Annotated in this window: 23 protein-coding genes and 1 pseudogene; 12 read left to right on the plus strand and 12 right to left on the minus strand. The window is 70.5% G+C overall.

Annotated features, from left to right (window positions below; all coding sequences use genetic code 11):
• Window position 1: 1 nt before the first annotated feature.
• Window positions 2–1,015 (minus strand): cytochrome d ubiquinol oxidase subunit II, encoded by a 1,014-nt coding sequence (locus tag Pph01_RS13020; protein WP_204073315.1) that lies wholly within the window; start codon window positions 1,013–1,015, stop codon window positions 2–4.
• Window positions 1,015–2,361, minus strand: coding sequence for a cytochrome ubiquinol oxidase subunit I (locus Pph01_RS13025; protein ID WP_204073316.1), 1,347 nt, complete (start codon window positions 2,359–2,361; stop codon window positions 1,015–1,017). Before Pph01_RS13025 ends, Pph01_RS13020 begins: the two co-directional genes overlap by 1 nt.
• Window positions 2,362–2,530: 169 nt before the next feature.
• Between Pph01_RS13025 and Pph01_RS13030 the strand changes: the two genes are divergently transcribed.
• The 3 genes from Pph01_RS13030 to Pph01_RS13045 all read left to right on the plus strand — a co-directional run bounded on the left by Pph01_RS13030 (window position 2,531) and on the right by Pph01_RS13045 (window position 4,724).
• Window positions 2,531–3,049 (plus strand): DUF6789 family protein, encoded by a 519-nt coding sequence (locus Pph01_RS13030; protein WP_204073317.1) that lies wholly within the window; start codon window positions 2,531–2,533, stop codon window positions 3,047–3,049.
• A 54-nt stretch (window positions 3,050–3,103) separates the two neighbouring features.
• Window positions 3,104–3,502 (plus strand): SRPBCC family protein, encoded by a 399-nt coding sequence (locus Pph01_RS13035; protein WP_204073318.1) that lies wholly within the window; start codon window positions 3,104–3,106, stop codon window positions 3,500–3,502.
• Between the two features lie 223 nt (window positions 3,503–3,725).
• Window positions 3,726–4,724, plus strand: coding sequence for an alpha/beta hydrolase (locus Pph01_RS13045; protein WP_204073319.1), 999 nt, complete (start codon window positions 3,726–3,728; stop codon window positions 4,722–4,724).
• 14 nt (window positions 4,725–4,738) lie between these two features.
• On the opposite strand, the gene egtD is transcribed toward Pph01_RS13045, so the two are convergent.
• Genes egtD through Pph01_RS13065 form a run of 4 tightly spaced genes read right to left on the minus strand, consistent with a single transcriptional unit; the run spans window position 4,739 to window position 8,842 of the window.
• Window positions 4,739–5,698: an L-histidine N(alpha)-methyltransferase gene (gene egtD / locus Pph01_RS13050; protein WP_204073320.1), complete on the minus strand. Its 960-nt coding sequence runs from the start codon at window positions 5,696–5,698 to the stop codon at window positions 4,739–4,741.
• A 10-nt stretch (window positions 5,699–5,708) separates the two neighbouring features.
• Window positions 5,709–6,416 (minus strand): ergothioneine biosynthesis protein EgtC, encoded by a 708-nt coding sequence (gene egtC, locus Pph01_RS13055; RefSeq protein ID WP_204073321.1) that lies wholly within the window; start codon window positions 6,414–6,416, stop codon window positions 5,709–5,711.
• Window positions 6,417–7,721: an ergothioneine biosynthesis protein EgtB gene (gene egtB, locus Pph01_RS13060; RefSeq protein WP_239116651.1), complete on the minus strand. Its 1,305-nt coding sequence runs from the start codon at window positions 7,719–7,721 to the stop codon at window positions 6,417–6,419.
• Window positions 7,718–8,842 (minus strand): glutamate-cysteine ligase family protein, encoded by a 1,125-nt coding sequence (locus Pph01_RS13065; protein ID WP_204073322.1) that lies wholly within the window; start codon window positions 8,840–8,842, stop codon window positions 7,718–7,720. Before Pph01_RS13065 ends, egtB begins: the two co-directional genes overlap by 4 nt.
• 221 nt (window positions 8,843–9,063) lie before the next feature.
• On the opposite strand from Pph01_RS13065, the gene dapD reads away from it, so the two are divergent.
• The 6 genes from dapD (at window position 9,064) to Pph01_RS13095 (ending at window position 14,071) form a co-directional block, all read left to right on the plus strand.
• A complete protein-coding gene (dapD, locus tag Pph01_RS13070; protein ID WP_275412828.1) occupies window positions 9,064–10,023 on the plus strand; it encodes a 2,3,4,5-tetrahydropyridine-2,6-dicarboxylate N-succinyltransferase in 960 nt (319 codons plus the stop codon).
• 81 nt (window positions 10,024–10,104) lie between these two features.
• On the plus strand, window positions 10,105–10,284 hold the full coding sequence (locus Pph01_RS13075) for a hypothetical protein (RefSeq protein ID WP_204073324.1): 180 nt from the start codon (window positions 10,105–10,107) through the stop codon (window positions 10,282–10,284).
• A gap of 111 nt (window positions 10,285–10,395) precedes the next feature.
• Window positions 10,396–10,767, plus strand: coding sequence for an ArsR/SmtB family transcription factor (locus Pph01_RS13080; protein ID WP_204073325.1), 372 nt, complete (start codon window positions 10,396–10,398; stop codon window positions 10,765–10,767).
• Window positions 10,760–11,848 (plus strand): cation diffusion facilitator family transporter, encoded by a 1,089-nt coding sequence (locus tag Pph01_RS13085; RefSeq protein WP_239116652.1) that lies wholly within the window; start codon window positions 10,760–10,762, stop codon window positions 11,846–11,848. The genes Pph01_RS13080 and Pph01_RS13085 overlap by 8 nt, the downstream gene beginning before the upstream one ends.
• 197 nt (window positions 11,849–12,045) lie before the next feature.
• A complete protein-coding gene (locus Pph01_RS13090; RefSeq protein ID WP_204073327.1) occupies window positions 12,046–12,804 on the plus strand; it encodes a hypothetical protein in 759 nt (252 codons plus the stop codon).
• Window positions 12,805–13,093: 289 nt separating this feature from the next.
• Window positions 13,094–14,071 carry a malate dehydrogenase gene (locus tag Pph01_RS13095; protein WP_204073328.1) on the plus strand — a complete coding sequence of 326 codons (978 nt, stop codon included), beginning with the start codon at window positions 13,094–13,096 and terminating at the stop codon, window positions 14,069–14,071.
• Between the two features lie 93 nt (window positions 14,072–14,164).
• Here the strand turns inward: Pph01_RS13095 and Pph01_RS43680 are convergent.
• The 5 genes and pseudogenes from Pph01_RS43680 to Pph01_RS13120 all read right to left on the minus strand — a co-directional run.
• A pseudogene (locus Pph01_RS43680) lies at window positions 14,165–14,737 on the minus strand (DUF998 domain-containing protein); the annotation flags it as partial.
• Between the two features lie 72 nt (window positions 14,738–14,809).
• Window positions 14,810–16,498, minus strand: a complete 1,689-nt coding sequence (locus Pph01_RS13105) for an alpha-amylase family protein (protein ID WP_204073329.1) — start codon at window positions 16,496–16,498, stop codon at window positions 14,810–14,812.
• Between the two features lie 134 nt (window positions 16,499–16,632).
• Window positions 16,633–16,836, minus strand: a complete 204-nt coding sequence (locus Pph01_RS13110; RefSeq protein WP_203881548.1) for a cold-shock protein — start codon at window positions 16,834–16,836, stop codon at window positions 16,633–16,635.
• A gap of 217 nt (window positions 16,837–17,053) precedes the next feature.
• Window positions 17,054–17,965 carry a phosphotransferase enzyme family protein gene (locus tag Pph01_RS13115; RefSeq protein WP_204073330.1) on the minus strand — a complete coding sequence of 304 codons (912 nt, stop codon included), beginning with the start codon at window positions 17,963–17,965 and terminating at the stop codon, window positions 17,054–17,056.
• A gap of 7 nt (window positions 17,966–17,972) precedes the next feature.
• Window positions 17,973–19,415 carry an NsdA family TPR-like regulatory protein gene (locus tag Pph01_RS13120; RefSeq protein ID WP_204073331.1) on the minus strand — a complete coding sequence of 481 codons (1,443 nt, stop codon included), beginning with the start codon at window positions 19,413–19,415 and terminating at the stop codon, window positions 17,973–17,975.
• A 240-nt stretch (window positions 19,416–19,655) separates the two neighbouring features.
• Here Pph01_RS13120 and Pph01_RS13125 point away from each other — a divergent pair, with 240 nt between their 5' ends.
• Window positions 19,656–19,940 (plus strand): hypothetical protein, encoded by a 285-nt coding sequence (locus Pph01_RS13125; RefSeq protein ID WP_204073332.1) that lies wholly within the window; start codon window positions 19,656–19,658, stop codon window positions 19,938–19,940.
• A gap of 12 nt (window positions 19,941–19,952) precedes the next feature.
• On the opposite strand, the gene Pph01_RS13130 is transcribed toward Pph01_RS13125, so the two are convergent.
• Complete coding sequence (locus Pph01_RS13130; protein ID WP_204073333.1) at window positions 19,953–20,669, minus strand: DUF427 domain-containing protein; 717 nt, start codon at window positions 20,667–20,669, stop codon at window positions 19,953–19,955.
• 134 nt (window positions 20,670–20,803) lie between these two features.
• On the opposite strand from Pph01_RS13130, the gene cysS reads away from it, so the two are divergent.
• Both cysS and Pph01_RS13140 read left to right on the plus strand, forming a co-directional pair.
• Window positions 20,804–22,156, plus strand: coding sequence for a cysteine--tRNA ligase (gene cysS / locus Pph01_RS13135; RefSeq protein WP_239116654.1), 1,353 nt, complete (start codon window positions 20,804–20,806; stop codon window positions 22,154–22,156).
• Window positions 22,157–22,210: 54 nt separating this feature from the next.
• Window positions 22,211–23,137 (plus strand): nucleoside hydrolase, encoded by a 927-nt coding sequence (locus tag Pph01_RS13140; RefSeq protein WP_204073334.1) that lies wholly within the window; start codon window positions 22,211–22,213, stop codon window positions 23,135–23,137.
• Window positions 23,138–23,154 lie beyond the last annotated feature (17 nt).

The following is a 23,154-nucleotide window of genomic DNA, read 5'->3' on the forward strand; positions in this document are numbered from 1 at the left end:
TTCAGTGCGACGCGTCGGCGTCGTACGGCATGCGGCGCTGGAGGAGGAACAGCCAGACGAGGGACGGCAGCACGAGCAGCGCCCCCACCCCGGCCACCACGAGAACGGTCGTGGTCACCACCGGAGCGGCGGCGGCCTCCCGGTAGGTGAGGGCAGGCGGCAACATCGCCGGATACTGGGCCACCGGCCAGCCCCACATGACGGCCGCGACGGCGAGCACGGCCGCCGCCCGTACGAGCAGGTGACGCCGCAGCCAGAGCAGGACGATCGACGCGATCCCGAGCACGGCGCTGAGCACGACCAGGGGCAGCGCCCGGTGAGTGAGGCCGGAGAACAGGCGGGGCGCGTCCCAGTGGAGAACCGCGATGCCGCCGAGCGCGACGGCGCCGGTCACGGCGGCGGCCACGAGGGCCCGCCGGCGAAAGCCCTCCGCCAGTTCCGGCGTCCTGGAGCGCGCGGCGTCGTCGCACAGGTAGATCGCCGCGAGGTAGGCGCAGACCAGGACCGCGAGCACGCCCCCCAGCAGCGAGGTCGGGTTGAGCCAACTCCCCACCACGTCACCGGCCGCGAGTCCCGGCGGGACCCGGGCGGACGCGATTCCCCCGGCGACGGTTCCGAGGAAGAACGGAGTCAGCACGGACGACAGGGCGAAGGCCCCGCCGAACAGGCGTTGCTGCCACAACTCCGTGCTGGCCTTGCGGAAGGCGAAGGCGGCGCCCCTCGCGATGATCCCGAGAGCGGCCAGCGTGAGCGGGATGTAGAGCGTGGACATGACCGAGGCGAAGGCGAGCGGGAAGCCGGTCCACAACACCACGAGAACGAAGATCAGCCAGACGTGGTTGGCCTCCCACACCGGCCCGATCGAGTGCTCGATGAGCCGCCGCTGCGGCATGCCGGACCGGCTGCGCCCGGCGAGCAGGTCCCAGACGCCGCCGCCGAAGTCGGCGCCGCCCAGCAGCGCGTAGACGGTGAGCCCCACCCACATGACGGCCAGGAGGATCTGCGCCGAGTCCATCAGGGCTCCGTTTCCTGCGGGGCGACGTGCCCGGTGCGGGCCACGTGGCGCAGGACGTAGACGACGGCGACGGTGAGGAACGCGTAGACGACGGCGACCACGGCGAAGCCCACCCACAGGCCGGGAGCGGGGTTCACCGCCTCGAAGGTCCGCATCGTGCCGTACACGATCCACGGCTGCCGGCCCACCTCGGTCACGACCCAGCCCATCTCGACCGCGATCACGGCGAGCACTCCCGCGACGGAGGCGATCCGCAGGAACCACGGCGAGGCGGGCAGGTCCCGCCGCCGCCACCAGCTCAGAGCCAGCCAGGCGGACAGGAGCAGCAGCAGCATCCCGATGCCCACCATCGTGTCGAACGCCAGGTGGACGGGACTGATCGGCGGCCGGTCGGCGGGCGCGACCCGGTCCAGCCCCTGGACGACCGTCCCGGGGCTGAAGCCCACGAGCATCGACAGCCCGCTGGGGATCTCGAGCGCGTACCGGAGCCGGCCGTCGATCACCAGCCCGCCGAGATGCAGCGGCGCGTTCGGGCCGGTGGGGAACACCGCCTCGGCGGCGGCGAGCTTGGTGGGCTGGTAGTCCGCGAGGAACCGCGCGGCGTAGTCGCCCGCGAGGACCTGGACCGGCGAGAGCGCCGCCGCCACCGTGAACGGGACCAGGAAGCCGAGCCGGTGGTAGCGGTCACGGCGGCCCCGCAGCAGCGCCACCGCGTAGACCCCGGCGGTGACGAATCCCGACACCATGAAGGCCGCGATGACCATGTGCAGGACCTGCGGGGGCATCGCCGGGTTGAACACCGCCGCCCAGGGGGCGACCCCGGTGACCCGGCCGTTCTCGAGGTCGAAACCACGCGGCTGGTTCATCCACGCGTTGGCGGCCACGACGAACACGGCCGACGCCACTCCCGCGACCATCACGGGAACCCCGCTGAGCAGGTGCGCCCGGGGCGAGAGCCGGTCCCAGGCGTAGAGGTAGACGCCGAGGAAGATCGCCTCGATGAAGAACGCGATGCCCTCCATCGCGAACGGCAGGCCGATCACCTCGCCGTAGACGCCCATCAGGCCCGGCCACAACAGGCCCATCTCGAAGCTCAGGATGGTGCCGGAGACCGCCCCCACCGCGAAGAGCACTCCCACGGCCGTGGCCCATCGCCGGGCGAGACGCATGTACTCCGCGTCGCCGGTCCGATGGGCCCGCCATTCGGTGAACAGCAGCAGCGCCGGCATGCCCACGCCGAGGCACGCGAAGACGATGTGCCACCCGAGCGAGAGCGCCATCTGGGTTCGCGCCGCCACCAGATCGGCCGGGCTCGCCGGGCCTGCCAGGACGGCGAGCGGTGTCATGGCTGGTCCGTGCCCCTGCGCCGCCTCCTCGCAAACCGTGTGCCGGGTATGGAAGCGATCAAGGCCGATTCGGCCGGGCGAGTTCACAGGTGATGCCAGGTGAGGTGTTTACCCGAAGCGGGCCGGTTGTGGAGGAACGCGCCCGCGGGCCGGGGGAATAGGCCCCATCATGACGCGCAACATGGTGAACGGCGCAGTCGGCGGTGCCCTCGCGACCGCCGTTTACAGCGCCATCCTGATGGCGGGGGAACGGGCCGGCCTGCTGGGCCATCCCCCGCCCAAGAGGGTCATGCGCGTCGTCCTTCCCGGCAGCAGGCACCGTCCCAAGCCGGGCGAGGGGGCGCTCGCGACGATCGGCCACTTCGCGTACGGCAGCACCGCGGGAGCCGCGCTCGGCCTGCTGTTCCGCGGGCAGCGCGTCCCGCTCCCGGTCGGCGCGGCGTACGGCCTCGCGGTCTGGTATGCCAGTTTTCAGCACATGATGCCCCGGCTGGGCACGTATCCGCCGGCCTCCCGCGACTCCCCCGGGCGCCAGGCCCTGCTGGCGCTGGGCCACATGGTGTACGGAACGTCTCTCGCGATCTCGATGAACCGGCTGAGGAGCGACAGGACTCCGGGCGCGCGGATCCTGCCGAGCGAGCACCCCGAGCGGTCGAAGTTCCTGACCCCGCCGCAACCGGTGCCCTGACCTTCGGTCTCCTCGAACGACGGCATGTCGGCCGTCTTCGGCATGATGGCGGGCATGGCTTCGCAATCCCGGCACATCAGTGAGCAGATCGACAGGCACGCGGACGACGTCTACGAGTACGCGTCGAACCCGGCGAACCTCCCGGAGTGGGCGCCGGGGCTCGGCAGTTCGGTGGAGAACGTCGGCGGGCGGTGGTTCGTGGAGACCGCCGGGGGCCGTGTCGGCGTCGCCTTCGCGGAGCGCAACGTCTACGGCGTCCTCGACCACGACGTCACGCTGCCCTCGGGCGAGGTCGTCCACAACCCGATGCGGGTCCTCCCCGACGGGGACGGCTGCGAGGTGGTGTTCACCGTGCGCCGCCTTCCCGGCATGAGCGACGAGGACTTCGCCCGCGACGCCGGCCTCGTGCAGGCCGACCTCACCCGGTTGAAGCACGTGCTCGAAGCCGGCTGAACCGGGTCCGCCACGGAGGTCACGGCACTCGTGACCGGTGGAGGAGTCCGCGTCTGCGACGGCTGCGCACGGTTCTGCGACGAGATCATCGCCGCCCAGGCAGGCTGACGCGCACCGTCCCCCGCCCGGCGCTGTCGCGGACTCCGGCCGCGGTGCAGCATGGATCCCACACGGATCGACCACACGGATCGACCACGCTGAGATCGACGCACCAGGAGGTTCGATGACCGTCCCGTCCTCCCCGCCGCACGACGACCGCCTGAGTCCTCCCCCGTTCGACCCCGAGCTGGCCGTCGCCCTTGCGACCATGGCGGACGGAGTCCCCTCCGCTCTGCTGCCGGAGATGATCCCCGCCCTGCAGAGCGGCGCCGCCCTGATGCGCCCGTCGGACGACGCCCTCCGCCGCGGGGGCGCCTTCGAGATCGAGGAGCGCACCGTGCCGGGGCCGGAGGGCGCGCCCGGCATCTCTCTGCTCATCTGCCGGCCCACCGGGGTCTCGGGCCCGATCCCCGCCGTCTACCACATCCACGGCGGCGGAATGATCATGGGAGACAACCGGACCGGGATCGAGCTCGTCCTGGAGATGGCGCAGGAGTTGCGGCTCGCCGTGGTGTCGGTGGAGTACCGCCTGGCACCCCAGCACCCGCATCCGGCCCCGGTGGAGGACTGCTACGCCGGCCTGGTCTGGACGGCGGAGCACGCGGAGGAGATCGGCGTCGACCGGGACCGGATCGTCGTCGGCGGTGAAAGCGCGGGAGGCGGCCTGTCCGCGGCCGTCGTGCTGCTGGCCCGCGACCGCGGCGGCCCGGTGCCGGCCGGGCAGCTGCTGGCCTCACCGATGCTCGACGACCGCAACGACACCGTGTCGAGCCGGCAGATGGCCGGTCTGGGCATTTGGGACAGGACGTCGAACGACACCGGATGGACGGCGTTGCTGGGGGAACGGCGAGGCGGCCCCGACGTCTCCCCCTACGCGGCCCCCGCCCGCGCGGAGGACCTGTCCGGGTTGCCGCCCGCCTTCATCGACGTGGGTTCCGCCGAGACGTTCCGGGACGAGGACGTCGCGTATGCCACCCGCATCTGGCAGGCGGGCGGCCAGGCGGAGCTGCACGTGTGGCCGGGCGGATTCCACGGGTTCGACATGCTGGTGCCCCAGGCGGCGATCTCCCAGGCGGCCCGTGCCGCCCGGGTCGACTGGCTGCGCCGCCTGCTGGCGCGCTGACCACGAGCCGGCCGTCAGCGACCGGCCAGTGTGAGGGCGAAGTCGCCCGCGGGGTCGGTGTAGAAACGCACGACGTCGAACCCCGCGGCGGTCAGTTCACGCCGCACGCCCTCCTCGCGGAACTTGGCGCTGATCTCGGTGCGCATCTCCTCGCCGGGTTCGAAGGCGAGGGACAGCCCCAGGCGGCCCAGCCGTACGGACATGGCCCGGGTCGCCCTGAGCCGCATCTCGATCCAGGCGTTGTCCTCGTCGTAACAGGCGACGTGTTCGAACGCGTCCGGCTCGAAGTCGCCGTCCAGCTCCCGGTTGATGACATGGAGCACGTTGCGGTTGAACGCGGCCGTCACCCCCCGGCCGTCGTCGTAGGCCGCGACCAGCCGCCGGACGTCCTTCACCAGGTCGGTGCCGAGCAGCAGGGTGTCGCCCGGCGTGAGGGTGGCGCGCAGCTCCTTGAGGAACACCTCGCGGGCCGCCGGAGGGAGGTTGCCGATCGTCCCGCCGAGGAAGGCGACCATCCGCCGTCCCGCCCTCGGCAGGAGGGAGAGGTGGTGCTCGAAGTCGGCCCGGACCGGCCGTACGGCGAGGCGGGGGTATCGGATCGCGAGCCGCTCGGCGGCGGCCTCCAGGGTGACCGCGTCGACGTCCACGGGCATGTAGGTCCGCAACGTGCCCGAGGCGGACAACGCGTCGAGCAGCAGGACGGTCTTCTCGCTGGTGCCCGACCCGAGCTCGACCAGCGTGTCCGCCCCGCTGCGCGCGGCCACGTCGGCCGCGTGCCGGCGCAGGATCTCGAGCTCCCTGCGGGTCGGGTAGTACTCGTCGAGCCGGGTGATCCGCGAGAACAGATCGCTGCCGGTCGCGTCGTAGAACCACTTCGGGGGCAGCCACTTGGGCGAGGAGGTCAGCCCGGTGCGCACGTCGTTCTCCAGCGCCTGCCGCAGATAGTCTCCGTCGAGGTGGTCGATCAGCGCCATGTGTCACTCCTCAGTGGATCGGTGTCACGAGCACGCCGTCGGGGGACGCGAGCAGGAGGTTGCGGTCGGGTACGGCCTGCCATCCGGAGCGGTCGTCGAGCGGCTCGCTGGCGATGAGCACGCCCTGCCCCAGATGGGCGAACAGAGTGTCGCCCCAGGTCGTGGCGGCCAGCTCGGCTCCCCCGCAGACGAGGAGGTTGAGCCGGGCGCCGGGGTCCGCCTCCGCGGCGGCCCTGACGACGAGTGGCAGCGCCTGGGCCAGCGGCATCCCTTCACGGAGCCGCGCGAACACGGCGGAGGCGAGCCACGCCGAGTCGCAGGCGCTCTCCGAGCCCGGCGCCATCGGGACGACGGCCTCCCGCCGGACGCGGCCGTTGTGGCTGAGCAGCCAGCTCCCGTCCGCGAACGGGGCGGTGGCCGACTCCTCGACGGGCATGCCCACGGTCGCGGACCGTACGGCGGCCATGAGGCACGAGGAGCGCGCGACGTCGGCGATGGCGCGCAGGTTCGCGTCCGTCCAGATCGGGATCGACCTGCGGTAGCGGACCGGCTCGGGGCGGGACGGGTCGTACCATCCCACCCCGAATCCATCGGCGTTGACGCTCCCGAACCGCTGCATCCGCGGGGCGTACGACTGCGGGAGCAGCCCGTACTCAGGCTCGAAGATCAGCGAGGCCAGGCTCCGCGACGGCCCCAGCCAGGCCGCGTGGCGGCACATCTATTCCTCCGAGCGGGCGCACCGGAACCCGGAGAAGATCTGCCTTCGGATCGGATAGTCCCAGTTGCGGAACGTGCTCCGGACGGCGGAGGGGTGGGTGGCCCAGGAGCCGCCGCGCAGCACCCGGTACTCCTGGCCGAAGAAGACCTCGCTGTACTCCCTGTAGGGGAAGCTCCGGAAGCCCGGGTAGGGCCCGAACCAGGAGTCGGTCCACTCCCAGACGTCCCCGATGAGCTGCTCCACCCCGTACGGGCTCGCGCCCTGGGGGTAGGCGCCGATCGGCGCGGGACGCGCCGCCAGGTGGCCGAGGTTCGCCTGGTCGAGCGTGGGATCGGCGTCACCCCAGGGATAGGTGCGCCCGCCGCAGGCCTTCTCCCACTCGGCCTCGGTCGGAAGCCGCCTGCCCGCCCACCGGGCGTAGGCGTCGGCCTCGTACCAGGACACGTGCTGCACCGGCTCGTCCTGCGGCACCGGCTCCTCGCGTCCGAACCTGATGCGCCACCAGATGTCGCCGTCCCTCGTCCAGAAGAGGGGGGCGCGGACGCCCTTGGTCTCCACCCACTGCCAGCCCGCGGGCGTCCACCAGCGCGGATCCTCGTACCCGCCCGCGGCGACGAACTCCGCGTAGGCGCCGTTGCTCACGGGGAACCGGTCGATCCAGTAGCCCGGCAGGTACAGGCGATGGGCGGGCCGCTCGTTGTCGTACGCCCAGGGCGCGGCGCCGGCGCCCATCGTGAAGATCCCCCCGGGGATGTGGACCTCGCCGGACGCGCCGAGATTCGGGGAGCGGCCGGGCGGCAGGTCGCCCTCGCGCACCAGTCCGGGCTGCCGGGACAGCTGCAGGGTGGCGAGCATGGTCTCGTCGTGCTGGTGCTCGTGCTGCACGACCAGCCCGAAGACGAAGCCTCCCGCCCGCAGCGGATCCGGGTCGTCGAGATCGATCTTGTCCAGCACGTCGAGGACCCGTCCGCGCACTCCGGCGATGTAGCTCCTGGCCTCACCGGGCCCGAGGAGCGGCAGGCCGGGCCGGTCGCCCCGCGTGTGCGTGAAGGCGTCGTAGAGGTCGTCGATCTCCGGCCGGAGCGGGGTGATCCCGCCGACCTCGCGCAGCACCCAGAGCTCCTCGTAGTTGCCGACGTGGGCGAGGTCCCACACGAGAGGGGACATCAGAGGCGAGTGCTGGCGGACGAGCACGGCCTCGTCGATGTCGGTGTAGGTCAGGGAGCGGGCACGCACGGTGGCCAGCTCGGCGGCGATCTTCTCCTTGAGGGCGGTCACGTCAGGGACCTTGATGGAATCGCTCACGCGTACATCTCCTCCATCAGATCGACGGCCGGCGAGCGACCGGGCTCGATGTGCTTGGCGGCGAAGGCGCGGACCCGGGCCGTCAGCCAGGGCTCGGCCCCCAGCCGGGGAAGCGCCTCGGCCGCCGCCAGGAAACACGTCGCGGCCGCCGCGCGCAGAGCGGGGTCGGCCAGACCGAACCGGGCGGCCTGCACCCAGTTGTCCCGCACCGGCGCGGCGGCCTCGAGCGCGACGGCGGCCGCGCGGTCGTCCATGAGCAGGGCGCTCACGACGGCGGCGCAGACCGGCCACTCGTCGGCCCCCTGGGCGTCGAGATAGCGGATCTCGAGCCAGCCTCGTGGCCGTACGGGCGGGAAGAGGGTGGTCGCGTGGTAGGCGACGTCGTCCTCCTCCGGCGGCCGTCCGGCCACGACCTCGAAGTCGCGGAACGCCGATCCGGCCGGCACGGGGCGTAAGCCGTCGCCGTCCTTGATCATCATGAGACCGGCGTCCAGCAGGTAGCCGGCCCAGTCGCCGGCCGGGTCGCCGCCCGCCGCCGCCGAGGCTGTCCTGGTCGGGTCCAGGTTGAACCACACCGCCTGACGGCCGGACATCCACCCGTCGGCGGGCGAGTTGGCGAAGGCCGCGAGCAGGACCGGCCCCAGCACGTGGGCGCGGGCCCACCGCTCCGCGGGGTCGGCGCCGAAGTCCACGTTGACCTGGATCGAGGCCGTCGAGCACATCATCGCGACCCCGTACGGCACGCCGAGATAGGCCGCCATGGCGTCGTAGCGCGGCTCGTGGAGCTGGCGGATCGGCTGCCGCAGCCGGTCGAGGCCCGACGCCCCCAGCGTCAGGCCGGCCCCGGCCAGCGCGAGCCGTACGGCGTCGACGTCGGCGACGAGATCGGCGACGGCCTGGGCGAGCGGACCCGGCGGAGCCGAGAGTTCGAGCTGCCCGCCCGGTTCGAACGTGATCCGGCTGCCGCCCGGCAACGACGGGAGGGCGGCCGTGGTCCGGGCGATGGGGACGTGCTTCGCGGGGACCTCCGCGTCGAAGACGAGGAACTCCAGCTCGACGCCGACCCGGTCGGTGGTGGCGCCGCGGAAGCACTTCCGGGCGTACGCCTGCACGTCGGTCATTCGCCCCTCCATCGGCGTCCACGCGGATCGCCAGACTCCGCGAATGGCGCAGAACCTTCCGGGGAACGAGTTCTCCCCAAGGGCGACGCGAATTAACCTGAAATGCCATAAAACCAGGGGATTTAGCGGGAAAATCGACGGTTCGTCCGCGGTTCGTCTCAGGCGCAGCCACGCACGGCTCTCACCTGGCGATGCCGGTAGCGTTGGGTGCCATGACAGCTATGGACCCCACAACCTCGGGCGCCCACGGAATCGGTGTGGCGACGATCGCGGCGGACGGCACCGTCCTCGACACGTGGTACCCCTCCCCCGCACTGGGCGAGCCGCCCGTCATCGGAACGGAGCGCCTCACGGTCGCCGATCTCGACGAGGACCTGGCCGCGCTTGTCGGGCCGGACCCCGCCCGTGGTGTCGAGGTCGTGGCGGTGCGCACCGGGATCGCCGACCTGTCCGCGCCGCCCGCCGACGCCCACGACGCGTACCTGCGGCTCCATCTGCTGTCCTCCCGCCTCGTGCGCCCCCACGGCCTCAACCTGGACGGGGTCTTCGGCGTGCTGGCCAACGTCGTGTGGACCAATCACGGCCCGTGCGTGGTGGAGGGTTTCGAGGCCGTACGGCTCCGCCTGCGCGCCCGGGGCCCCGTGACCGTCTACGGGGTGGACAAGTTCCCCCGGATGGTCGACTACGTGCTGCCCGCCGGGGTCCGCGTCGCCGACGCCGACCGCGTACGGCTCGGCGCGCATCTGGCGAGCGGCACCACCGTCATGCATGAGGGCTTCGTCAACTTCAACGCCGGAACCCTCGGCGCGTCGATGGTGGAGGGAAGGATCTCGGCCGGGGTCGTCGTCGGCGACGGCTCGGACGTCGGCGGCGGCGCCTCGATCATGGGCACCCTGTCCGGCGGCGGCAAGGAGATCATCTCCGTCGGCGAGCGGTGCCTCCTGGGCGCCAACTCGGGGATCGGCATCTCCCTCGGCGACGACTGCGTGGTCGAGGCCGGCCTCTACGTCACGGCGGGCACCAAGGTCACCCTGCCCGGCGGCGAGGTCGTGAAGGGCAGGGAGCTGTCCGGCAAGAGCGGGCTCCTGCTGCGCCGCAACTCCACGACCGGGGCGGTCGAGGCGGTCTACCGGGCCGGCACGGGCATCGAGCTGAACTCCGCGCTCCACGCCAACGACTGACCCCTGAGATGTCCCTGAGGCGCCCCTGAACTTGGCCGCCCGCCCTGTGATCGCAGGGTGGGCGGCGCTTACGGTGAAGACATGGGACGCATTCTCCTCATCGCAGCGGCGGTCATCGTCGGCTTCTTCCTGCTCGGTTCGGTCATCGGCCTCATCTTCGGGGCGCTGAAGTGGCTACTGATCATCGGCGCCGTCGCGCTGATCGTGTCCGTCGTCGTCAAGCTGACCCGCTCCGGCGGAAGCCGCGATCACTACGCCTGACCCGTTCATCCCGGCGGCCGGCCGTGGGCGCCGCGGCCGGCCGGGCCCTCTGACGGCGGCATCACGGGAGTCGCCGGGCCAAACGCCTATTCGGCGCATACCATCGCTCATATGAGCACCTCTTCACACGCACGGGTGGTCGACGCCGACCGGGTGAGCGCCGTCATGGCGTCGCTCCCCCCTGAGCCGGCGATCGAGGGCCTAGCCCAGGTGTTCGGGCTCCTGTCCGATCCCGGGCGGCTCCGGCTGATGGCCGCGCTCCTCGAAGGCGGGGAGATGTGCGTCTGCGACCTCGCGGCGGCATGCGGCCAGAGCGAGTCGGCCGTCTCCCACGCGCTGCGACTGCTCCGGCTCAACCGCGTGGTGAAGGTGCGGCGGTCCGGCCGGATGGCGTACTACCGGCTGGCCGACTCACATGTCCGGATGCTCTTCGATCTCGGCCTCACCCACGTGACCCATGACGAGGCCGGCTCCCGTGACTGACCAGCGGGCCGCCCGCGGCCGAAGGCACGCACCGGGACCCGGCGGCGAGGGGGGACGCGGCCCCGGAGACGGCCTCGCCTACGACGCGGATCACGACACGGCGGAACACCGGCACGACGCGGAACACGACCATGAGCACGGGCACGGGCATGGGCACGCCGTGCGTGCGGACGCCGACCGGCGGCCTCTCATCGGGGCGCTGCTCCTGATCCTCGGCTTCATGGCGGCCGAGGTGGTGACCGGTCTGGTGGCCGGCTCCCTGGCGCTGCTCTCGGACGCCGGCCACATGCTGACCGACGCGGCCGCGATCGGGCTGGCGCTCGTCGCCATGCGGATCGCCGCCCGTCCCGCCAAGGGCGGCTTCACCTACGGGCTCAAGCGCGTGGAGATCATCAGCGCGCAGATCAACGGCATCACGCTGCTGCTGCTCACGGTCTTCTTCGTCGCCGAAGGCGTGCACCGGCTGGTGTCGCCGCCTGTGGTCGAGGGCGTGCTCGTGACCGTGACCGGTCTCGTGGGCATCGTCGTCAACGTGGTCGCGGCCTGGCTCATCAGCAAGGCCAACCGGTCGAGCCTCAACGTCGAAGGCGCGTTCCAGCACATCCTCAGCGACCTCTACGCCTTCATCGCCACCGCGGCGGCGGGTCTCGTGGTCTGGCTCACCGGGTGGGCCCGGGCGGACGCCATCGCCGCCCTGGTCGTGGCGGCCCTGATGGCCAAGGCGGGCTGGGGCCTGGTCCGCGACTCCGGCCGGGTCTTCCTCGAGGCGGCTCCCCCGGGGATGGCGCCCGACGAGATCGGCGCACGGATGGCGGCGACGGAGCACGTCGTCGAGGTGCACGACCTCCACATCTGGACGGTCACGTCGGGCTACGCCGCGCTCTCCGCGCACGTGCTCGTCGCCCCCGGCTCCGACTGCCACGCCGTACGGCAGGCCACCGAGGCCATGCTGCACGACGCGTACGGCATCGAGCACACGACGCTCCAGGTGGACCACGCCTCTCCCGAACTTCTGATCATCGGCGAGGAGGGCCCGCACTGCCGGGATCCGCACGGCCCCTCCCACCCCGGCGCCGCCTGAACGGCGACATCCGCGAGCGCGGCGGCCTAGAACTCCAGTGAGATCATGGCTGGGATCTGCGCTAGGCCCTCGTCTGCGGTCACCCACGCTGCCTGAACGCCCCCGACGTCGAGTGCCGCGCGGTGTCGGACAAGTCTGGACAGGAACGGACATCCCAGTGCTGGTCTATCCCATCGGCGGCAGCACATACTGCTCGTATGCGAGCCCAGGACGAGCATCCGGCCGGGATGGATTGCGCCGCGCCCAAGGTCATCCGGACCGAGCGGGAATTCATGGATGCGCTGCGCGCGCTGCGGGTCAGGAGCGGGCTGAGCTACCGGGACATCGCCCTGCGGATGTCCCAGGTCGCGCCACGCCACGCGATGGCCAAGAGTACGCTCGCCGCTCTCTTCGCCCAGGACGCGCTACCGCGTCGGCCGGGCCCGTTGACCGCGATCGTCGATGTCCTGACTGCGGAGCTGACCGAACCAGCCGACGTGTCCGCGCGCTACCTGGAGGCGTGGACACGGCTCATGACGGCCCGTTCGGCCCAGCCGGGCACTCCGACTGAGCCGCAGCAGGCGTCGCCCCCCATGCTTCCGACGGCTGCCGTCACGTCGCCGCCAGTCGTGCCGCCGCCACGGCACCCTGAACCGCTGTACTCCCCGCCCGCTTACCAGAAGCCCAGGGACCCGTGCACGATGCCCGACCAGGCCAAGAGCGACTTTGAGCAAGCGGGCGGCCTCAGGCCGCTGCTGTTTTGGGGCACCGTGCTGAGCCTCATCACATGGCTCCCGTTCGCGGACGGCCCAGTGCCGTTCTGGGCGATCTGGCTGGCGTGGTGCGGGCCTCTACTGCTTCTCACTGCCGTCGCCGCCCTGTTCGGTCTGTCACGTGGGTCCAGTTCAGCTGAGTTGCCGGCGGACTACCTCCGCTACGAGCAGCGCACCACCCCACGCCGGCACAGCCTGTACTGACCGCCGTCCAGGCTTCCCGGCAGTCGGCACCACTGATACTCCAGTGACACCATGAGATCACTGTTGGGATCTGCGCTGGTAGTGGCATCGTCTCGCGATGGCTTGATGGCGGCGTCGCCAGTGCCCGCGGCCGGCCTGTTCCGCTCGAAGGACGGACAGCGGGATAGATCATGACGCGACCGCCGGCCGGCCCGAGGAGGCGGGGCGCGCTGGGGACACCTCAGCACCGCCTGCGGGGCTCCGGGCGAGTAGCATCCGTGAGTCACACTTATCGCGAATGGGGATCGTCATGACCGTCAAAGTGACCGTCACCGGCGCGGCCGGCCAGATCGGTTACGCGCTGCTCTTCCGCATCGCCTCAGGCCAGCTCCTGGGCGCCGACACCCCGGTGACGCTGAGCCTGCTGGAGATCCCTCAGGCGGTCAAGGCCGCCGAGGGCACCGCGATGGAGCTCGACGACTGCGCGTTCCCGCTGCTGCGGGGCATCGAGATCTCCGACGACCCGGCCAAGGCCTTCGACGGCGCCAACATCGCGCTGCTCGTCGGCGCCCGGCCGCGTACGGCGGGAATGGAGCGGGGCGACCTCCTCCAGGCCAACGGCGGCATCTTCGGCCCCCAGGGCAAGGCGATCAACGACCACGCGGCCGACGACATCCGCGTCCTGGTCGTCGGCAACCCGGCCAACACCAACGCCCTCATCGCCCAGTCGGCGGCGCCCGACGTCCCCGCCGAGCGGTTCACCGCGATGACGCGCCTCGACCACAACCGGGCGCTCTCGCAGCTGTCCGCCAAGCTGCGCGTCCCGGTCTCCGAGATCAGGAAGATGACGATCTGGGGCAACCACTCCGCCACGCAGTACCCGGACCTCTTCCACGCCGAGGTCGGCGGCAAGATCGCCGCTGAGCAGGTCGAGGAGGACTGGCTGCGCGACACCTTCATCCCGACGGTGGCCAAGCGCGGTGCGGCGATCATCGAGGCCCGCGGCGCCTCCTCCGCTGCGTCGGCGGCCAACGCCGCGATCGACCACGTCCACGACTGGGTCAACGGCACTCCCGAGGGCGACTGGACCTCGGCCGCCATCCCCTCCGACGGCTCGTACGGCGTGGCCGAGGGCATCATCTCCTCGTTCCCCGTCGTGTCGAAGAACGGCCGCTGGGAGATCGTCCAGGGTCTGGAGATCGACGCGTTCTCCCGTACCCGCATCGACGCCTCCGTCCAGGAGCTGATCGACGAGCGCGACGCCGTCAGGGAGCTCGGCCTGATCTGACCGCCGCCGTGGCGCCGCCGCGCAGGCGGGCAGGAGCGCCATCGCGATCAACCCGGTCAGATCGGAGAACACGGTCAGGCGCTGGGTCAGTCCGGCGGGGATCATCCCGAGGTCATGACCCAGCGTCTTGGCGACGTACGGCGCGAGCACCAGGGCGGCCAGCGCCAGCGTGACCACGCTGAGCACCCGGATCAGTCGCGAGCCCGCGACCCGGGCGAGGATCAGCCCCGCGACCGGCACGCTGACGAAGGCGACGGCCGCCGCGTATCGGTGGATCCCCCCGGACATCGACAGGGACAACCCCGGCCTGTCCGTGGGGAATCCGGCCACCAGCAGCAGGCAGCAACTCCACAGCCCGGTCAGCAGCGCCACCCCGCGGTCCAGCCGCGCCAGCCGCAGGGCCACCAGCGCCGAGCCGCACGCGAGCGACACCAGCGAGACGGGCAGCAGCCAGCCGTACGGCGCGAAGACGAACTGGCTGATCACGTCGTGCAGAGGGTCGAGCCCTGACACGAGGTGCAGGAGCACCATGCCGAGGCAGCCCGCGCCGATCAGCGCGTGGGCCGCGACCCGGGTGAGATCCGCCGGCCGCTCGGCGGACACCCGGTCCCTTCCGCGTCGTGCGACGTCATACGGGTTTCCAGCAAAGGTAAAAGACATCCCCATGGCAAATCACTCTGGCCGCGGGGAGGACGCCGGCCCATCGGAGATCCACCGGACCGGCCCCTGAGGCTCCCCCTAGGAAGAACCCGCGGAGTCGGCGGGGGCGGTCTCGGGGGTGGACACGCGGAACCAGCGGCATCCGTACCTGCCGAGGCGGAACCGCGCGCGTCCCTCGTCGGAGATCTCCACGGTCCCGTCCACGAGGAGATCGGTCAGCACCTTGGACGAGTCGAGGCCTTCCAGGACGACCTCGGCCTCCGTCTCCCGCTCGCTGAAGTTGTGCACGGCGAGGACGGTCTCCCCGTCCGCGTCGGCCCGGTGGGCCAGCACGGAGCGGGCCCCGCAGTCGAGCACGGCGTAGTCGCCCCAGGCGAGCTCGGGACAGTCCCGGTAGTGCCGGATGAGCCGGGTGATCCACAGCAGCAGGGAGTCGGAGTCGCGCTGCTGGGCGCTGACGTTGACGCGCTCGGGGCCGTAGTCCCCGGAGGGCACGACGTTGTGGATCTTCGCGGGGTCGGCCGTGCTGAAGCCGCCGTTGCGGTTGGGGGTCCACTGCATCGGCGTGCGTACGGCCTGCCGGCCCTCCAGGTCGAGGTTCTCGCCCATGCCGATCTCCTCCCCGTAGAACAGGACGGGGGTCCCGGGCAGGGAGAACAGCAGGCTGTAGACCATCTTGATCCGCCCCATGTCGCCCCCGAGCATGGTGGGCAGGCGCCGCCGCAGGCCGCGGCCGTAGAGCTGCATGTCCTCGTCCGGGCCGAAGGCCGCGAAGACCTCCTGGCGCTCGGAGTCGCTGAGCTTGTCCAGCGTCAGCTCGTCGTGGTTGCGGACGAAGGTCGCCCAATGGGCGTCCCTGGGCGGTCGGGGACGCTCCCTGAGCGCCGCGGCGAGCGGCCCGGCGTCGCCGCGCGCCAGTGAGAGGTACATGTTCTGCATGCCGATGAAGTCGAAGCACATCGTGATCTGGTTGCCGAGCGAGTCGCCGAAGTACTTCACCAGGTCGTCGTAGGGCAGGTTGACCTCGCCGAGCAGCGCGGCCCCGCCGTTCCTGCGGTTCAGGAAGGCGCGCAGGTCGGCGAAGAACTCGTGCGGGTCGGGGAGCCTGCCGTCGCCGGAGTCGGTGACCTGCTCCACCAGGAACGGCACGGCGTCGACGCGGAACCCGGAGAGGCCGAGTTCCATCCAGAACCCGAGGATCCGCGCGATCTCGTCACGCACCTCGGGGTTGGAGGTGTTGAGATCAGGTTGGAACCGGTAGAACCGGTGGAAGTAGTACTGGCCCGTCTTCTCGTCGAACTCCCACAGGCTGTTCTCCTTGTCGGGGAACACCACGCCCTCGGGGTCGTCGGGCTCGGGTTCGTCGGACCAGATGTACCAGTCGCGATACCGCGAGTCCCGGGCCGATCGGGCGTCCAGGAACCACGGGTGCCGGTCGGACGTGTGGTTGACGACCAGGTCGGCGATCACCCGGATGCCCCGGTCCCTGGCGACGCGCATGAACTCCACGAAGTCACCGAGCGTGCCCAGCCGCGGATCCACGGCGTAGAAATCGGTGATGTCGTAGCCGTCGTCACAGTCGGGGCTGGGAAAGAACGGCATCAGCCAGATGCACGTCACGCCCATCCGGTCGAGGTGGTCGATTCGTTCGACGGCCCCGCGAAAGTCCCCGACTCCGTCGCCGTTTCCGTCGGCATATGTCTCGATATCAAGACAGTAAACGACCGCGTTCTTCCACCACAGATCCGATGTGACGCTCAGCCTCATGGAGAAAGCGACTTCCCGGCAAAAAGCCGGTAAAACATCCGGAAACCCGCGCCGCAAGGTGCGACGCGGGCCCGGATTTTTCGCTATGTCGGGCTCTGGAAGCGAGCCCGAGTGTTCGAACTTCTCTTTTGAGCCTAGAGGGGCGTGACCTGCTCGGCCTGCGGACCCTTGGCGCCCTGAACGGTCACGAAACTGACGCGCTGGTTCTCGTCCAGGCTCCGGTAACCACTCGAGGTGATTGCCGAGTAGTGAACGAACACGTCAGGTGTACCGTCGTCAGGCGCGATGAACCCGAAGCCCTTTTCGGCGTTGAACCACTTGACGGTGCCTTCAGACAACTGCTTCTCCTTTACGGGAGCCTCACCATGTCACCAGGTCGGAGACACGGGGCTGCTCAGCGGACCTTACCCTGCATCCGCGTATGACGCTGGAAAAGCAAGCAAGCACGCCCGCTGCCGGGAGATTCCCCAGCACGCGCTTTGGCTAAACACGTTCTAGGAAATCACCGTTGCAACAACAACAGCCTATCCGGAGAGTACCCGGATCGCCGAGTACCTATGCGGGCGATGCCATGTACCACCTCGCGTGGCCGTCACCACGGGTCAACGAGTCGAGCCTGCGGGGAAGTTCCTGCCGGGAGAACGGGTCTCCCAGGGCGTTGCGGATGTGGATTCCGACCGCGTACATGTCCCTGACCTCCATCAGGGTGCCGTAGCCGGGCCACAGTCGCAGGTCGGCGCCGTACGCCCGGGCGAACTCCTCGACGTCGGCGGCGGACAGGCCGAAGCGACGCTGCCCGTGGTAGGTGTGCACGAGGTCCCATTCCCGGGGGCCGACCGCGACCCCGTCCCAGTCCAGCAGCACGACGTGGCCGTCCTGGCAGCGCAGCAGGTTGTCGATCCACGCGTCGCCGTGCAGCAGGACGGGAGGGCCGGTCTCCAGGTCGCCCCAGCGCCCGGTGAGCTCCTCGATCCGGTCGCCGAGCCAGGCCCGCTGGCCGGCGGTCAGCACCTCCGCCCGGTGCTCGACGGCGTGGCGCACCTCCGCGAGGGGGTCGGTGAGCCGGCGCAGCGGCATGGGCGGGACGGGCTCGCGGTGCAGGTTCCGCAGGATCCGGCCGAGTTCGTGCGTGGTGGGACGGCCCCGGGCCCGCACGTACCGCCAGAAGGTCACCGCCCTGTCGTCGTGGACGATCGGCTGGCCGGGGATCTCATCCACCGGGCGCACGGTCGGGAAACCCCGGTCGGCGAGCCAGCGGGCGACCGCCAGCACCACGGGCAGCCGCGTCAGGGCGTCGGGGGCGGTGGCGATCCGCACGACCATGTCGCCGCGCAGCTTGAACACCGCGTTGCTGCGCAACCGCATGAGCTGGGCGCCCCGGGAGTCCACCCCCAACTGGCCGCACACCTCACGCAGAAGGCCGAACGCCTCCTCGGCGAGCGGCAGGCCGCCGCCCCCGGCCCTCATCGCCGCCTCACAGCACGCGGTCCAGCGCGAGCCGCGGTGAGGACTCCGACAGGACCTGCCGCAGGTGCCGTACGGACGGCAGGGCCGGGTCGGTGTCGGCCAGCAGCGCCTTCGCGCGGGTGACGACGATCGACGTGCGATGCTCGGCCGGCACCTGTCTCAGCGCGTCGGCCGCGATCCTGCACGCCTCCGCGTGCTCCCCGTGCCGGGCCAGCTGGCTGGCCTGGTCGAGCTGGATGAGAGCCGGGTCGATCGTGTGGAAGCCGGAGGACGACCCGTCGAGACCGTCGAAGTCCTCGGCGTCGCCCAGTTCGATCAGCGTCCCGGTCCGGTAGAACTTCATGCGCTTCTCGGTGAAGACGAAGGCCAGGTCGTCCTGGCTCATGCCGCGCATCCTGGCGAAGATCTGCTCGGCCTCGGCCAGGGCGAGCCTGGCGGCCTTGCCGTCCCCCATCCGGGCGAGCGCCCGGGCCTCGGCGGCCGCCGCCAGCGCCGCGGGGGAGCTCGGGGCCGACCCCGCGAGCATCCGGGCCTCCCTCGCCAGCCGCACGGTCTCGTTGAGGTCGCCGTAGTAGTAGAGCAACATCGTCTGCTGCGCGCGGACGAGGGCGCGCAACCTCAGGTCCCCCACGTCGTCGGAGGCGGCACGGGCCGTGCCGTACCAGGAGTGGGCCTGGCGGGTGTCGCCCAGCTTCATCAGCGCGTCCGCCGAGAGCAGGGCGAGCATCGTCGTCGCGGTCAGCAGGCGGCGCTGGACCGAGGACGGCTGGCGGGCCGCGCTCAGCTTCCGCACGTCGGAGATCTCCAGCATCACGCGGCACAACATCGGCATCGGCGGCGTGGTCATGTACTCGCGGCGGTAGCGCAGCACCTGCTCGTCCAGCCGGTCGAGCTGGTCCTCGGTCACGGACCCGGCGGCCAGCGTCCTGTCGAGGTCGTGCCGGGTGCCCTCGACCTCGGCGAAGAACCGGCCGTTGGGAGTGCCGAGGAGCATCGCCTGGTGGAACAGCGCCCGCCGCTCGGCGTCGTCGCCCGCCTCCTCCAGATGCACGGTCTCGTCGGACGCGCCCGGGCCGACGACCACGACCTTCTGCCCGCCCTGGTCCTCGCAGTAGTCGGCGGCGAGGCCGAGCCGTACGGCGTTGGCCCGGTACAGCCGGGCGAGCAGGTCGATCGTCTGCGGGCGGGGCCTCGCCCGGTTGTTCTCCCACGCGTTCAGCAGGTCGATGCTGGCGCGGGGCGACCCGAGCGACTGCTGCTCGCAGAGGAACTCCAGCTCCTCGATCGCCTGCCTGGCCGACCACCCGCGGCCGAGGCGGTGCGCCTTGAGCAGGCTCACACCGCAACATCCGTGGATCGCCTGGACGGTCTGCCAGAGCGTCCACTGGCGGCCTTCCGCCTGCTCACGCCAGCGCCGGGCGCATGCGGGTGAATGCTCTCCACGGGCCATGTGCGCTGCCCTCCGCAGTTGGAGTGTCGCCCTGCACGGATGTTTCCCAAATGTAAAGTGCGGTGCACCCGAGCCTTCGCACCGTTATCCGTTCGTGGCCGCAGACCCGAGGATGTTCCACGGAATATCAATGAAATCCCTGGTTATTGCACGGTTTCTCGGATGGGCGCCGATTGCCGGTCGGACCGGTCGGGTTCAGGCTTCCAGGTGAAAGGTACCGACATCCTCCGGAGGCCGACCATGACGCCAGATCGCAGCGAGGCGATGGACCATCTGGAGCGGCTCGCCGCCCAGTTGGAGGCCCATTCGTTCCAGGTACGCCTGTCGGCGCCGGCCGGGCTGTATCCCCGGCTGCGCGTGGTCAACCCGATGGTCCCCGCCATGGCCGAGGACGTGCTCGCGTCGAACGCCAGCGACGGCGAGTGGTGGTACTGGCTGTCGTGGGCCGGTCGCATCGGGCACGCCTCCGACGTCGTCACCGCCGCCGAGCGCATCGCGAGCGTCCTGCACGTCATCCGCCGCTGAGCCGCCCGCCGCTCACCGCTGCTCGAGGACGCCGTCCACGTAGATGTCCAGCTTCTCGTTGTAGAACGAGACGAGGCCGGCGATCTTCTGGCTCTCGGGCAGGGGCGTCGGATACGACCAGACGAGGTCCTTGCCCTCTCCGATCGACCAGTACTCGGCCGTGCCCTTGTACGGGCAGTGGGTCACCGTGCCGGAACGCGTCAGCAGGTCGAGCCGCACGTCGGTCTTCGGCAGGTAGTAGCGCGGCCGCAGCCCGGTCTCGAACAGGATCCGCGCGTGCCGCGAGTCGGCGACCGTGACCCCGCCGACCTCCACCCGGATGTGCCGGGAGCTCGGGAGGATGTCCACCCGCGTGTACGGATCACGGGCGTGGACGAAGACCTCCTCGTCCTCCTCGAACCAGTTGTCCATGGAATCCCAGTCGAGCCGGACATGCCCGCGGATCTCCGCCAAGGGGGCGTCGTCCCCATAGAGGAGGGCCGCGTCCCTCCGCTCCCCCACGTCGTGGAGGAGGCCGTCACCCCGGCTGGGTGAGTGCTTGGTCCCGCCGGTCGCCTTGAGCGAGTCGGTGTCGACGTCGCCGGCCGGGAAGTAGTAGGTCGGGTAGTGCGGGCTCTCCCAGACCAGGAGGGCGTGGGTGCTGTCGGCCACCGGCCGGCCGTCCACGTAGGCCCGCACACGCTTGGCCGTCGTCTCGACGCGGACGCGGCCCCGATTCGTCGTCTCCATGTCAGCGCGAACCACAGGACTCCGTCCGCTTATTCCCGCTTCCGCACGTCTCACAATCCGTATTCCGTGTTGTGCGCCGCATGCCCGCGTAGCGCTATCGACAGCGAGCGGATTAGTCGCTTACCCTCGGATAGGTGGGTCTTCGCCTTTACGACACGCGTCGTCGCATGCTCCGCGATTTCACCCCTCGAATTCCCGGAAGGGTGTCGATTTACCTGTGCGGTCCCACCGTCGTCGTTCCCCCGCATGTCGGGCAGATCAGGTCACAGGTGAGTTTTGACATTCTTCACCGCTGGTTGAAAAGCACCGGCTACAAAGTCCTGCTATGCCGGAATGTCACGGACATCGAAGACAAGATAATCAGCAGGTCTCTGTCCGAGGGGACGCCGTGGTGGCGGATCACCGGCCCCGTCTACCGGTCCTTCGCCCGCGCCTACTCGACGCTGGGATGCCTTCCGCCCAGCGTGGAGCCCCGGGCGACCGGGCACATCCCCGAGATGATCGAGATGATCGAGCAGCTCGTCGCCACCGGCCACGCCTACGAGTCGGACGGCGACGTCTATTTCGCGGTCGACTCCTATCCCCATTACGGGTCGCTCTCGCGGCAGCAGGCGCAGCACATGCGCGAGGCCGGGGAAAACGAACGGGGAAAGCGGGACCCCCGTGATTTCGCCCTGTGGAAACGCGCGAAGCCCGGCGAGCCCGTCTGGTCGGCGCCCTGGGGCGAAGGGCGGCCGGGATGGCATCTGGAATGTTCGGCGATGGCCCGCAAATATCTCGGCGCGGAATTCGACATCCACGGCGGCGGCGCCAATCTGATATTCCCCCATCATGAGAACGAAATGGCCCAGTCACACGCCGCGGGAGACGCGTTCGCGCGTTTTTGGCTGCACAACGGTCCGGTCACCCACCGCGGCGAGAAAATCCGCAAACACGTGCGCAACCCGCTCGCCGTCCGGGCCGTCCTGGATCGGATTCGGCCGGTGGAACTCCGCTATTACCTGGCCGCCGCCCATTATCGCTCACCGGTCGAATTCTCGGTCGAGGCGGTCGAGGAGGCGGCCACGGCCTACCGCCGGATCGAACGGTTCGTGCTCCGGGTCGGTTCGGCCCTCGGCTCGCTTCCGCCGCAGTTCAGCGCGGCCATGGACAGCGACCTGAACGTGTCGCGGGCCCTGGCCGTCGTCCACTCGGCGGTCGGCGCGGGCAACGCCGAGCTCGACGCGGGAGACCACGAAGGAGCGGCCGCGAAATGCCGTTCCGTGCGGGCGATGATGAATGTCCTCGGGCTCGACCCGATGAGCGAGATCTGGTCGTCGCAATCGCGTCTGCAGGATGTCGCGGAAGCCGTCCTGGCCGTGGTGGCGAATCTCGCCGCGTCCAGCGCCCGCCAGGGAGATCACGAGCGCGCCCGGATCATGGAGCGTCAGATGGAGATCGCCTTGAGAAAGCGCCGCCAAATCAGGCACCACACGCTTATCAGATAGATCAATGGGCGGCCGGAGAGAAGGCGCCGCGCCCCTCCGGTTTACGCTGCCCGGGTGAAGAAGATCCTGATCGACTGCGACCCCGGCATCGACGACGCGCTGGCCATCACCCTCGCCCACGGCAGCTCCGAGGTGGAGATCATCGGGATCACCACGGTCGGGGGCAACGTCTCACTGGCGAAGACGACGGAGAACGCGCTGCGCCTCCGCGAGTTCCTCGGTTTTCCCGAGGTCCCCGTCGTCCCGGGCAGCGCGGGCGCCCTGTTACGGGCCAGGATCGACGCGGCGGAGGTGCACGGGGACTCGGGGCTCGGGCAGGTGCGGCTGCCGGCGCCGGCTCTTCCCCCCGCGGACGGCCACGCGGTCGACTTCATCATCGACACGCTGGCGTCCGCCCCCGGGGAGATCTCGCTCGTCGCCATCGGCCCGCTGACCAACGTGGCGCTGGCCGTCCGCAAGGAGCCCCGGCTCGTGGACTGGGCACGCGAGTTCGTCATCCTCGGCGGCTCCTACACCCGGGGCAACTACAGCCCGGCGGCCGAGTTCAACATCGCCGCCGATCCCGAGGCCGCCGCCATCGTGTTCGCCGCGGGCTGGACGGTCACCATGATCGGCCTGGACGTCAGCCGCACCGCTCTCGCGACGACCGCCGTCGTGGACCGGATGCGGGAGATGGGACGGCTGGGCGCCGACCTGCTCGTCCCGTGCGCCGAGTTCTACGGGGTGGTCACCGCGGAGGGCGGACCCGCCATCCACGACGCCTGCGCGATCGCCTACCTCATCGACCCGACTCTGATCGAGGTCCAGCAGGCCGTGGTCGAGGTCGAGACCGCCGGACGGTTCACCTCGGGGATGACCGTGGTGGACTTCCGCCTCGGCGACAGGACCCCCAACGCGCTCGTCGGCACCGCGATCGACACCGGCCGCTTCTGGGATCTCATGCTGCGCACCTACGAGCAGATCGCCGCGACCATGGCGTGAGCCGTCGGGTGAGTGGC

It is taken from the genome of Planotetraspora phitsanulokensis, assembly GCF_016863295.1.
In the GTDB taxonomy this organism is placed as follows: Bacteria; Actinomycetota; Actinomycetes; order Streptosporangiales; family Streptosporangiaceae; genus Planotetraspora; species Planotetraspora phitsanulokensis.